This is a genomic window from Burkholderia sp. AU33803 (assembly GCF_002223095.1).
In the GTDB taxonomy this organism is placed as follows: Bacteria; Pseudomonadota; Gammaproteobacteria; order Burkholderiales; family Burkholderiaceae; genus Burkholderia.
This window is the reverse complement of sequence record NZ_NKFJ01000003.1, coordinates 1-11958: the sequence shown is the minus strand read 5'-3', so window position 1 is coordinate 11958 and position 11958 is coordinate 1. Positions and strand designations below refer to the sequence as shown.

General features: G+C 60.4%; 9 protein-coding genes and 4 tRNA genes. 1 reads left to right on the top strand and 12 read right to left on the bottom strand.

Translation table 11 applies throughout. The annotated features are described in order from the left end of the window. Positions 1-5: 5 nt before the first annotated feature. From rpoB to CFB41_RS01345, 12 genes are all read right to left on the bottom strand, one after another. Positions 6-4112, bottom strand: a complete 4107-nt coding sequence (rpoB, locus tag CFB41_RS01400) for a DNA-directed RNA polymerase subunit beta (RefSeq protein ID WP_089439036.1) — start codon at positions 4110-4112, stop codon at positions 6-8. A gap of 377 nt (positions 4113-4489) precedes the next feature. Further along, positions 4490-4864: a 50S ribosomal protein L7/L12 gene (gene rplL / locus CFB41_RS01395; protein WP_021161757.1), complete on the bottom strand. Its 375-nt coding sequence runs from the start codon at positions 4862-4864 to the stop codon at positions 4490-4492. Positions 4865-4927: 63 nt separating this feature from the next. Next, positions 4928-5425, bottom strand: a complete 498-nt coding sequence (gene rplJ / locus CFB41_RS01390) for a 50S ribosomal protein L10 (RefSeq protein ID WP_021161756.1) — start codon at positions 5423-5425, stop codon at positions 4928-4930. A 308-nt stretch (positions 5426-5733) separates the two neighbouring features. Continuing rightward, entirely contained in the window at positions 5734-6432 is a 699-nt protein-coding gene (gene rplA, locus CFB41_RS01385) for a 50S ribosomal protein L1 (RefSeq protein ID WP_006482906.1), read from the bottom strand. Continuing rightward, positions 6433-6864, bottom strand: coding sequence for a 50S ribosomal protein L11 (gene rplK, locus CFB41_RS01380; protein ID WP_006477201.1), 432 nt, complete (start codon positions 6862-6864; stop codon positions 6433-6435). Between the two features lie 142 nt (positions 6865-7006). Beyond that, complete coding sequence (gene nusG / locus CFB41_RS01375; RefSeq protein ID WP_006400672.1) at positions 7007-7564, bottom strand: transcription termination/antitermination protein NusG; 558 nt, start codon at positions 7562-7564, stop codon at positions 7007-7009. 1 nt (position 7565) lies between these two features. Then, on the bottom strand, positions 7566-7946 hold the full coding sequence (gene secE, locus CFB41_RS01370) for a preprotein translocase subunit SecE (RefSeq protein ID WP_006482892.1): 381 nt from the start codon (positions 7944-7946) through the stop codon (positions 7566-7568). A 43-nt stretch (positions 7947-7989) separates the two neighbouring features. After that, a tRNA-Trp gene (locus tag CFB41_RS01365) sits at positions 7990-8065 on the bottom strand. A gap of 59 nt (positions 8066-8124) precedes the next feature. Next, a complete protein-coding gene (tuf, locus tag CFB41_RS01360; protein WP_011350666.1) occupies positions 8125-9315 on the bottom strand; it encodes an elongation factor Tu in 1191 nt (396 codons plus the stop codon). A 66-nt stretch (positions 9316-9381) separates the two neighbouring features. Then, positions 9382-9456, bottom strand: a tRNA-Thr gene (locus CFB41_RS01355). Between the two features lie 24 nt (positions 9457-9480). Continuing rightward, positions 9481-9554 (bottom strand) — tRNA-Gly (locus tag CFB41_RS01350). Positions 9555-9598: 44 nt separating this feature from the next. Next, positions 9599-9684, bottom strand: a tRNA-Tyr gene (locus tag CFB41_RS01345). A 1165-nt stretch (positions 9685-10849) separates the two neighbouring features. On the opposite strand from CFB41_RS01345, the gene CFB41_RS37125 reads away from it, so the two are divergent. Further along, the gene (locus CFB41_RS37125) at positions 10850-11146 is read left to right on the top strand and encodes a hypothetical protein (RefSeq protein WP_144029895.1); all 297 of its coding nucleotides are present in this window, start codon (positions 10850-10852) and stop codon (positions 11144-11146) included. Positions 11147-11958 lie beyond the last annotated feature (812 nt).

Below are 11958 nucleotides of genomic sequence, written 5' to 3'. Positions count from 1 at the left end.
TCCGATTAATTGCGGTCGAGATCGATATCGATACCGAGCGAGCGGATTTCCTTCACGAGCACGTTGAAGGACTCCGGCATGCCTGCATCGATCACGTGATCGCCCTTGACGAGGTTTTCGTACACCTTCGTCCGGCCGGTCACGTCGTCCGACTTCACCGTCAGCATTTCCTGCAGCACGTAGGACGCGCCGTACGCTTCGAGTGCCCACACTTCCATTTCACCGAAACGCTGGCCACCGAACTGCGCCTTACCACCCAGCGGCTGCTGCGTGACGAGCGAGTACGGGCCGGTCGAACGCGCGTGCATCTTGTCGTCGACCAAGTGGTGCAGCTTCAGGTAGTGCATGTAGCCGAGCGTCACGCGACGTTCGAACATTTCACCCGTGCGGCCGTCGTACAGACGAACCTGGTTCTTCGACGGGTTCATGCCGAGCTGTTCAGCGATGTCGTCCGGGAACGCGAGGTCGAGCATCTTGCCCATTTCTTCCTCGGTCGCCCCGTCGAACACCGGCGTTGCGAACGGCACGCCTTCGCGCAGGTTCTTCGCGAGTTCGAGGATCTCTTCGTCCGTGAAGCTTTCGAGGTCTTCCTTGCGGCCCGAGTCGTTGTAGATCTTCGTCAGGAACACGCGCAGTTCCTCGATCTTCGCCTGACGCTGCAGCATTTCGCCGATACGCCAGCCGAGGCCCTTCGCGGCCCAGCCGAGGTGCACTTCCAGAACCTGACCCACGTTCATCCGCGACGGAACGCCCAGCGGGTTCAGCACGACGTCTGCCGGACGGCCATCGGCCATGTACGGCATGTCTTCGATCGGGACGATCTTCGACACGACACCCTTGTTACCGTGACGGCCTGCCATCTTGTCGCCAGGCTGCAGGCGACGCTTGACCGCGAGGTACACCTTGACCATCTTCAGCACGCCCGGCGGCAGTTCGTCGCCTTGCGTGAGCTTCTTGCGCTTCTCTTCGAACGCGAGGTCGAACTGGTGACGCTTTTCTTCGATCGAGTTCTTGATCGCTTCGAGCTGCGCCGCTGCTTCGTCGTCCGCGAGGCGGATGTCGAACCAGTGGTAGTGGTCGAGGTCTTCCAGGTAAGCCTGGTCGATCTTCGTGCCCTTCGCGAGCTTCTTCGGACCGCCGTTCGCGACCTTGCCCACGAGCATGCGTGCGAGACGCTGGAACGCGTCGCCTTCCACGATGCGCAGCTGGTCGTTCAGGTCGAGACGGTAACGCTTCAGTTCATCGTCGATGATCTGTTGCGCACGCTTGTCGCGCTGGATGCCTTCACGCGTGAACACCTGGACGTCGATCACGGTGCCGCTCATGCCCGACGGCACGCGCAGCGACGTGTCCTTCACGTCGGAGGCCTTCTCGCCGAAGATCGCGCGCAGCAGCTTCTCTTCCGGCGTCAGCTGGGTCTCGCCCTTCGGCGTGACCTTGCCGACCAGCACGTCGCCTGCTTCGACTTCAGCACCGATGTACACGATGCCCGATTCGTCGAGACGGCCGAGCTGGACTTCCGCCAGGTTCGAGATGTCGCGCGTGATTTCTTCCGGCCCGAGCTTCGTGTCGCGTGCAACGACGTTCAGCTCTTCGATGTGGATCGACGTGTAGCGATCGTCGGCCACGACCTTCTCCGAGATCAGGATCGAATCCTCGAAGTTGTAGCCGTTCCACGGCATGAACGCGATCAGCATGTTCTGGCCGAGCGCGAGCTCACCCAGGTCCGTCGAGGCGCCGTCGGCCAGCACGTCGCCGCGCGAGACCTTGTCGCCCATCTTCACGATCGGACGCTGGTTGATGTTCGTGTTCTGGTTCGAACGCGTGTACTTGATCAGGTTGTAGATGTCGACACCGACTTCACCTGCGACTGCTTCGTCGTCGTTCACGCGAATCACGATACGGCCTGCGTCGACATAGTCGACGACGCCGCCGCGGAACGCCTGGACCGTCGTACCCGAGTCGACCGCACAGGTGCGCTCGATGCCCGTACCGACGACCGGCTTTTCCGGACGCAGACACGGCACGGCCTGACGCTGCATGTTCGAACCCATCAGCGCACGGTTCGCGTCATCGTGCTCGAGGAACGGAATCAGAGAAGCTGCGACCGACACGATCTGCGACGGCGCGACGTCCATGTACTGGATGCGGTCCGGCGTGACCATCATCGTTTCGCCGGCCTCACGCGACGACACGAGTTCGTCGATCAGCTGGCCGTTCTCGTCGATCGCGGCGTTTGCCTGAGCGATCATGTAGCGGCCTTCTTCGATCGCCGACAGGTAGTCGATCTGGTCGGTCACCTTGCTGTCCACGACCTTGCGGTACGGCGTCTCGAGGAAGCCATACTCGTTCAGGTGCGCATACAGTGCGAGCGAGTTGATCAGGCCGATGTTCGGACCTTCCGGCGTTTCGATCGGGCACACGCGGCCATAGTGGGTCGGGTGCACGTCGCGGACTTCAAAGCCTGCGCGTTCGCGCGTCAGACCGCCCGGGCCTAGCGCGGAAACACGACGCTTGTGCGTGATTTCCGACAGCGGGTTGGTCTGGTCCATGAACTGCGACAGCTGCGACGAACCGAAGAACTCGCGGATCGCCGACGAAATCGGCTTCGAGTTGATCAGGTCGTGCGGCATCAGGTTTTCGCTTTCGGCCTGGCCGAGGCGTTCCTTGACCGCGCGCTCGACACGCACGAGACCTGCGCGGAACTGGTTTTCCGCCAGTTCGCCGACGCAACGCACACGACGGTTGCCGAGGTGGTCGATGTCGTCCACTTCGCCCTTGCCGTTGCGCAGCTCGACGAGGATCTTGATCGTCGCGAGGATGTCGTCGTCCTGCAGCGTCATCGGGCCGGTGATCTCGTCACGGCTGACGCGGCGGTTGAACTTCATACGGCCGACCTTCGACAGGTCGTACGCTTCTTCGCTGTAGAACAGACGGTTGAACAGTGCCTCGACCGCTTCTTCGGTCGGCGGCTCGCCCGGACGCATCATGCGGTAGATCGCGATGCGCGCGGCCGTCTTGTCGGTCGTTTCGTCGACACGCAGCGTCGACGAGATGTACGGGCCCTGGTCCAGGTCGTTCGTGTAGAGCGTCTGGATGTCCTTGATGCCCGCTTCGCGCAGCTTCTCGAGCACGCTTTCCGTGACTTCGTCGTTCGCGCTCGCGATCACTTCGCCGGTGTCGCCGTCGACGACGTTCTTCGCCAGCACGCGGCCGAGCAGATAGTCTTCCGGCACCGAGATGAACTTGGTCTTCGCGGCTTCGAGGTCGCGAATGTGCTTCGCGTTGATCCGCTTGTCCTTCTGGACGATGACCTTGCCATCACGATCCGTGATGTCGAAGCGCGCGACTTCACCACGCAGGCGCTCGGGCACGAACTCGAGTTGCGCGCCTTCGTCCATCAGCGTGAAGTTGTCGAACACGAAGAAGTTCGCGAGGATCTGTTCCGGCGTGAGGCCGATGGCCTTCAGCAGGATCGTGACCGGCATCTTGCGGCGACGGTCGACGCGGAAGTACAGGATGTCCTTCGGATCGAATTCGAAGTCGAGCCACGAGCCGCGGTACGGAATGATCCGTGCCGAGAACAGCAGCTTGCCCGAGCTGTGCGTCTTGCCCTTGTCGTGTTCGAAGAACACGCCCGGCGAACGGTGCAGCTGCGAGACGATGACACGCTCGGTGCCGTTGATGACGAACGAGCCCGTCGGCGTCATGAGCGGAATTTCGCCCATGTACACTTCCTGCTCTTTCACTTCCTTGACGACCGGCTTGTTCGGCGATTCCTTGTCGAGGATGACAAGGCGGACCTTCGCGCGCAGCGCGGAGCAGTACGTCAGGCCGCGCTGCTGGCATTCCTTGATGTTGAATGCCGGCGCGGACAACGCATAGCTCACGAACTCGAGACGTGCGAAACCGTTGTGCGAAACAATGGGAAATACCGATGTGAACGCGGCCTGCAAACCTTCAGGCTTGCGTTGCGTGGCCGGCACATCGGCTTGCAGAAACGTGCTGAATGATTCAAGCTGGGTAGCCAGCAAGAAAGGAACTTGGTGAACGATGGGGCGCTTCGCGAAACTCTTGCGAATGCGCTTCTTCTCGGTGAAGGAATATTGCATACGATCTCCGAATCACGGCGGGTGCTATCGAGGCGGAATACCTGGACGTTTCAAACCCGAGTGTTCACCGACTGAGACCCGATGGCCGTCCGACGGCTTGAACGAGCCGAGAAGCTTGGTGGTTGGCCGCTACCAACCGCTGGCTGACGGCAGCGGATGCCTGTGTTGCCCGCTACCCGACCAAACTTGCCTTCTGCAGTCGCTTCAGAAGACAAAGAGAACCGCCATTCGTGACCCATGACAACGATCAGGCGGTTTTCTTTGGCTTCTGGGGCCGATTATTCGGGCTCCCGAATGAGTGCCAGAATAACGTCCCCACAAAGCACAAAAAGGCCGGCGGTGAAAATACCGCCAGCCTTCGCACAGCGCGCCGAAACTTACTTGACTTCGACCTTCGCGCCTGCTTCTTCCAGCTTCTTCTTGGCTTCTTCAGCAGCAGCCTTGTCGACGCCTTCCTTGACAGCCTTCGGTGCGCCGTCAACGACGTCCTTCGCTTCCTTCAGGCCCAGGCCCGTCAGTTCGCGAACTGCCTTGATGACTGCAACCTTGTTGCTGCCTGCTTCAGCCAGAACGACCGTGAATTCGGTCTTTTCTTCTGCTGCAGCAGCTGCGCCGCCGCCTGCCGGGCCAGCGACTGCCACTGCAGCTGCCGACACGCCAAACTTCTCTTCGAATGCCTTGACCAGTTCGTTCAGTTCCAGAACGGTCATCCCTTCGACTGCTGCCAGGATGTCTTCTTTTGCGATTGCCATTTGAAATACTCCTAAATTGAATTCGGATACAGCCAGCGATCAGTGACGCTGATGCACGCTCGATTACGCAGCTTCCGCTTGCTTCTTCTCGGCCAGCGCGGCCAGAGCGCGCGCGAAGCCCGAAACAGGCGATTGCATAACGAACAGCAGCTTCGAGAGCAGTTCTTCGCGGCTCGGGATGCTTGCCAGCGCTTGCACGCCAGCCTTGTCCATCACCTTGCCATCGAACGAACCAGCCTTGATGACCAACTTGTCATTGCTCTTGCTGAAGTCGTTGACGACCTTAGCAGCAGCAATTGCATCTTCCGAGATGCCGTAGATCAACGGGCCAGTCATCTGCTCTGCCAGCGGAGCAAACGGGGTACCTTCAACAGCGCGACGCGCCAGCGTGTTCTTCAACACGCGCAGGTACACCTGTTGCTCACGCGCTTTCGCGCGCAGCTTGGTCAGATCGCCAACCGCAATTCCACGATACTCAGCCAGCACAACGGTCTGGGCCTTCGCGACTTGCGCGGAAACCTCAGCGACGACGGCTTGCTTGTCTTCTCTATTAAGCGGCACGGTTAGCCTCCAGAAACGATACGTTCGGCGCAGCCGGCATGGCCGAAACCTCACGTACCTCGTTCAACAACGGCGTCCGACCTCGTTAGGAGTATTTCCACCTCACGCCGGGAATCGCTTCGCGGCCTGCGGCTTCACCACTGCAAAACTTTTTCGGGTTCGCCATCTGCGTTGGCTTGAATTAAGGGATCACCTGACTGCTGTGCCCCACCAACGGTCTTTGATAACCGGTTGCCCGCCCTACTGCACGAACAACCGCCCAAAGCCCATGTAGGCCGCTTCGCGAACGAAGCGGCCCGAATACTTGCTTACTGTGCTGCCAGCGTAGCCTGGTCGACACGCACGCCGACGCCCATCGTGCTCGACAGTGCGATCTTGCGCAGGTAGACGCCCTTGCTCGTTGCCGGCTTTGCCTTCTGCAGCGCTTCGATCAGCGCCGACAGGTTCGAGCGCAGTGCGGTCGGTTCGAACGATGCACGGCCGATGGTCGCGTGGATGATACCGGCCTTGTCGACACGGAATTGCACCTGACCAGCCTTCGCGTTCTTGACGGCGGTTGCGACGTCCGGCGTGACCGTGCCGACCTTCGGGTTCGGCATCAGGCCGCGCGGGCCCAGGATCTGACCGAGCGTACCGACGATACGCATCGTGTCCGGCGAAGCGATCACGATGTCGAAGTCCATCTGGCCAGCCTTGATCTGCTCTGCCAGGTCTTCCATACCGACGATTTCCGCGCCTGCTGCACGTGCTTGCTCAGCCTTCTCGCCTTGCGCGAACACAGCAACGCGAACCGACTTGCCCGTACCGGCCGGCAGAACGACCGAACCACGAACGACTTGATCCGACTTCTTTGCATCGATGCCGAGCTGGACTGCGACGTCGATCGACTCGTCGAACTTCGCGCTCGCGCATTCCTTCACGAGGCTCAGTGCGTCTTCGATCGCGTACAGCTTCTGACGATCAACCTTGGCGGCAAATGCCTGACGGCGCTTGGAGATCTTAGCCATTTACACGCCCTCCACAGTGATGCCCATCGAGCGTGCGCTACCAGCGATGGTGCGAACGGCTGCGTCCAGATCAGCTGCCGTAAGGTCCGGCATCTTGGTCTTCGCGATTTCTTCAGCTTGAGCGCGCGTGATCGAACCGACCTTGTCGGTGTGCGGCTTGCTCGAGCCCTTGTCCACCTTCGCCGCCTTCTTGATCAGGACGGTCGCCGGCGGCGTCTTCATCACGAACGTGAAGCTCTTGTCAGCGAATGCCGTGATGACCACCGGCACCGGCAGACCCGGCTCCATGCCTTGAGTCTGCGCGTTGAACGCCTTGCAGAACTCCATGATGTTCAGGCCGCGTTGGCCCAGTGCCGGACCGACCGGCGGCGACGGGTTGGCTTTACCTGCAGGGATCTGCAGCTTGATAAAGCCGATAATCTTCTTTGCCATTTGTGAACCTCATTGGAACGCCAGAGAAGGCGTTCGGTGAGTAATAACGCGCTTTCGCCACGGGCTACTGACGCTCCTCAACGGCCATGACGCGGACCGTAAGCGCGAAGGTGGGCAGCCGAGGCTGCCCACCGAATCGGGATCAAACTTTTTCGACCTGACCGAACTCGAGTTCGACCGGGGTGGATCGGCCAAAAATGGTGACCGATACACGCACGCGCGATTTTTCGTAGTTGACTTCTTCGACGGTGCCGTTGAAGTCCGTGAACGGGCCTTCCTTGACACGCACCATCTCGCCGACTTCGAACAGGGTCTTCGGGCGCGGCTTCTCGACGCCTTCCTGCATCTGCGACATGATCTTCTCGACTTCCTTCGGGGAAATCGGGGTCGGGCGATTGCGCGCACCGCCGACGAAACCGGTAACCTTCGCGGTGTTCTTCACGAGGTGCCACGTTTCGTCCGTCATTTCCATCTCGACCAGCACGTAGCCGGGGAAGAAACGACGCTCAGTCACTGCCTTGTGGCCACCTTTGACTTCGACCACTTCTTCGGTCGGGACCAGGATCTGACCGAATTTGTCCTGCATGCCAGCACGTTCGATGCGCTCCTGAAGCGCACGCTGCACGCTCTTCTCCATACCGGAGTAGGCGTGCACGACGTACCAACGCTTTCCGCTCGGGGATGCCGGAGTATCGCTCATATCATTTCCAACCCAGAATCGCCGAGAAAATCACCCATTCGATCGATTTGTCACTCAGCCAGAGGAAAATCGCCATCACGAGCACGAAACCGAACACGACGAGTGTGGTTTGCGTTGCTTCCTTGCGGGTGGGCCAAACGACCTTCCGGACTTCCTTGTACGAATCCTTGGCAAAGGCGATGAGACTCTTGCCAGGTGCGGACATCAGCCCGACGGCAACGCCGGCGATGATACCGACCGCCAACGCAGCACCGCGGACATACCATTGCTGATTGGCCAGCCAGAAGAAGCCCACGAATCCGGCCAAGACCAACAATACGCCCAGGGCCAGCATCAGCTTATCGCCGGAGGTATTTACAGTTTCGACGGATGGATTCGCCATAACACCTTAAAACAAATGCCACGTAGGACACGTGGCTATTTTTTGGCAGGGGCAGAGGGAATCGAACCCCCAACCTTCGGTTTTGGAGACCGACGCTCTGCCAGTTGAGCTATACCCCTAAACCATGCTGGGACTGGCTGTTGCCAGCCCCAAAACTGTCGATCAACGAATAACTGGCTTACTCGATGATCTTGGCGACGACGCCGGCGCCGACCGTACGGCCGCCTTCGCGGATTGCGAAGCGCAGACCTTCTTCCATCGCGATCGGAGCGATCAGCTTCACCGTGATCGACACGTTGTCGCCCGGCATCACCATTTCCTTGTCCTTCGGCAGCTCGATCGAGCCCGTCACGTCCGTCGTACGGAAGTAGAACTGCGGACGGTAGTTGTTGAAGAACGGCGTGTGACGGCCGCCTTCGTCCTTGCTCAGCACGTACACTTCAGCCGTGAAGTGCGTGTGCGGCGTGATCGAACCCGGCTTCGCCAGAACCTGGCCACGCTCCACGTCTTCACGCTTCGTGCCGCGCAGCAGGATACCAACGTTGTCGCCCGCTTGACCTTGGTCCAGCAGCTTGCGGAACATTTCAACGCCCGTGCAGGTCGTCTTCACCGTCGGCTTGATACCGACGATTTCGATTTCTTCGCCGACCTTCACGATGCCGCGCTCAACGCGACCCGTCACAACCGTACCACGGCCCGAGATCGAGAACACGTCTTCCACCGGCATCAGGAACGCGCCGTCAACTGCACGCTCCGGCGTCGGGATGTACGTGTCCAGCGCGTCGGCCAGGCTCATGATCGCCACTTCGCCCAGCTCGCCCGTGTCGCCTTCCAGCGCCAGCTTGGCCGAACCCTTCACGATCGGCGTGTCGTCGCCCGGGAAGTCGTACTTCGACAGGAGTTCGCGAACTTCCATCTCGACCAGCTCGAGCAGTTCAGCGTCGTCCACCATGTCGCACTTGTTCAGGAACACGATGATGTACGGAACGCCAACCTGACGTGCCAGCAGGATGTGCTCACGCGTCTGCGGCATCGGGCCGTCTGCTGCCGAGCAAACCAGGATCGCGCCGTCCATCTGCGCTGCGCCCGTGATCATGTTCTTCACATAGTCAGCGTGGCCCGGGCAGTCGACGTGTGCGTAGTGGCGGTTAGCCGTTTCGTACTCGACGTGTGCCGTGTTGATCGTGATGCCGCGCGCCTTTTCTTCCGGTGCCGCGTCGATCTGGTCGTATGCCTTCGCTTCGCCGCCGAACTTCTTCGTCAGAACCGTCGTGATCGCTGCCGTCAGCGTCGTCTTGCCGTGGTCAACGTGACCAATCGTACCAACGTTCACGTGCGGCTTGGTCCGCTCAAATTTACCCTTGGCCATTTTCGACTCCCAGAAGGAATTTCACAGGTTGCGCCGCGCGCAAACAAGACACTGACTTTTTACTGCTGGTGCCCATGGGCAGGATCGAACTGCCGACCTCTCCCTTACCAAGGGAGTGCTCTACCACTGAGCCACATGGGCGCTTTACGCTTCAACTTCGCGGTCTGGAGCGGGTGAAGGGAATCGAACCCTCGTCGTAAGCTTGGAAGGCTTCTGCTCTACCATTGAGCTACACCCGCACGGGCCACAACCGATTCCTTACCGCTCACTGCGCTGATAATCTTGGTGGAGGAGGTTGGATTCGAACCAACGTAGGCGTAAGCCAACAGATTTACAGTCTGCCCCCTTTAGCCACTCGGGCACCCCTCCGTAGAGAACTGACGATTATGGGGGTGCATCGCACTTCTGTCAAGCGGATCCGGAAGATTATTTTTACTCTCTTCCCGACGCCCGCCTGACCACCGATCTCCCGCCCTTGCCCGGCTAAGGCAAGCATGGGTGCTGCTGATCAATGCCACATCTTCGTCAGACTCCGCCCCCAGCGTCGATTTGCATCTACGCTGAAAACGAAAGACCGCCATCATACGACCTCTTACGCACTCTGCCAAGCGGGTAAACGAAAAATTTCCGCAAATTTCGTGCCGAGTGGATGCAGTGATATGTCCCCGATACTTTGAGGGATATCGCTTCCAATCTCACCGGTTGTCTGACCGGACCTGCGGGGGGGGATGACGTGTCGAGGCTTTCGGGCGTTTTCCAGCAGCTGCATCGGATCCTGCGGCCACGGCTGCCGACAGGAAGTGGCGGGCGCGACACCGACCCAAGCCGACTTCAGCCACGGCCGCGATACCATCGCAGGCCAGCTGCCCGCCTCCGGTTCCGATACTCATGCGCCTGCTTGCCCTTGCGATGACCTTCACGGCTTTGACCGCGCATGCCGCGGGTCCGTCGGATGCCTGGTGTCGCTCGAGCACGATCACCAGGCTCCGCCAGCAGGCACTGCCGACAGCCACGCCCCAGGACGCAGCACGGCAGCTTCATTGCTCGTCGCATATGACCGACTGAAACCCGCGCTCGATGCCCGGTGCCTCGGTTCGGCACACGTCGGTTTCGTTGGGGCGTCCCGCTGAGCAAGATGCAATCGCCTATGCGTGGCTGCTCAACGATGCGTCCACGTACCTCGTCGGCGCTGACGATAGCGCGTCAGAAGGTGGGTCCGGCGGCCCAGCCTGAAGCGACGCATTGCAGCCACTACTCGGCGATGATATGCGGTCCCGCCTCGGCCTGCCCGCAGGCTTGTCGACGCGATCTCGGCGAGCATTCTGCAATGTGCCCCCCCCACTCCTTCGCCATCATGCAAGCCAACCAACGTCAGCATCTCGTTGGCCTACCGCAGCGAATCCGCGGCAGACGCACGACATCCCGCATGCCCGTACGATGCCCGCGTCGTGCAGCTGAACGCTTGTACCTGCGCAGGATTCGACGCTGGCGCGTTCTCCGCTCCGCATCCATCCGACGACCACGGAAAGCTGGCGTGCGACATCCAGTCTTCGACATCGACTGCTCGCTGCCCGGCGTTGGTCGTGCTAACCCGAAATCAAGGCAGGAACACGACCCGTCGGTTTCCGCCGGGCAATGGCTCCGCACTCTGGGATCCCAGTACCGCATGCACGGTGCGATCGACCGGCATCGACGCCGGCGGCAAGCACTTCGCGTTATGGGTAATGGGCGAGACTGCTTTGGCGGCACGGCCTATTCACTCATCGAAGAAATCGATGCGGCGCGAGACGGGCAGCCCGTGCTCGTCAAAAGGAACAGCGCGGATTTCTGATGCTATCGGGTCGGCGAACTCGCGGACGCAGGTTCGCGCTAGCAGCGCCCATGTCCATCCGGTGGGTTACACGCGCCCGTGCCCTCGCTCAAGCCTACTTGAGCCAAGATGCAATCAATTGAGTCATAAACAACCCTGGATGGCTACACAATGCGATTCCCCGCGCGATTCGACTTGGTCCGCTCGATGGGCATCAGCCACTCAGCGCGCGCAGCGAGAACGCTGCCAAACGTCCGATAGAGGGCCCCGTTGCCCGGCATGCCGAGGGCTCGTTGTGGTGACGGGGGCCGCGAACTTGATAGGCGCGAAATTGCAATAGTGACTTTTGGCCGAGGATGAGCTCGATACGCCGATGAACGACGCCCGAGAATCGGCAATCGAGGAGTTGGTGATGCCCCGCCGGGCCGCACCGCGGCGACGCTCAAATCTGCCCCGAGCGGTAGTCAGATACACGAGATGGAGTCGCTACTCGGCCTGGCCGCCATCGTCGGGAGCAGCAGGAGGATGGATGTTTGAATGTGGGTTTCGGCCGACGCAAGCTACCCGTGCGGGACCAACTCGATCGGCTTGATCAGTAGCGCAGCGCGGCGAGTTCTCGGAAACGGCAGGTGTCTGATTCGACGCATTCGGCGCGTGGATATGGCCAGGCCGTCCACTCCGCGCCCCCATGCATTTCTGCCGCGCCAATGCAAAAACCCCCGCCTTTCGGGCGGGGGTTCTTGGCTTAGGGAGCCTGACGATTACCTACTTTCACACGGGAATCCGCACTATCATCGGCGTAGAGTCGTTTCACGGTCCTGTTCGGGATGGGA

What these genes read in the sequence shown, in the direction of transcription:
- rplA (WP_006482906.1), bottom strand. Translation starts at nt 6,432, where the DNA reads ATGGCTAAGATCTCCAAGCGCCGTCAGGCATTTGCCGCCAAGGTTGAT.
- tuf (WP_011350666.1), bottom strand. Translation starts at nt 9,315, where the DNA reads ATGGCCAAGGGTAAATTTGAGCGGACCAAGCCGCACGTGAACGTTGGT.
- rplL (WP_021161757.1), bottom strand. Translation starts at nt 4,864, where the DNA reads ATGGCAATCGCAAAAGAAGACATCCTGGCAGCAGTCGAAGGGATGACC.
- rpoB (WP_089439036.1), bottom strand. Translation starts at nt 4,112, where the DNA reads ATGCAATATTCCTTCACCGAGAAGAAGCGCATTCGCAAGAGTTTCGCG.
- rplK (WP_006477201.1), bottom strand. Translation starts at nt 6,864, where the DNA reads ATGGCAAAGAAGATTATCGGCTTTATCAAGCTGCAGATCCCTGCAGGT.
- nusG (WP_006400672.1), bottom strand. Translation starts at nt 7,564, where the DNA reads ATGAGCGATACTCCGGCATCCCCGAGCGGAAAGCGTTGGTACGTCGTG.
- secE (WP_006482892.1), bottom strand. Translation starts at nt 7,946, where the DNA reads ATGGCGAATCCATCCGTCGAAACTGTAAATACCTCCGGCGATAAGCTG.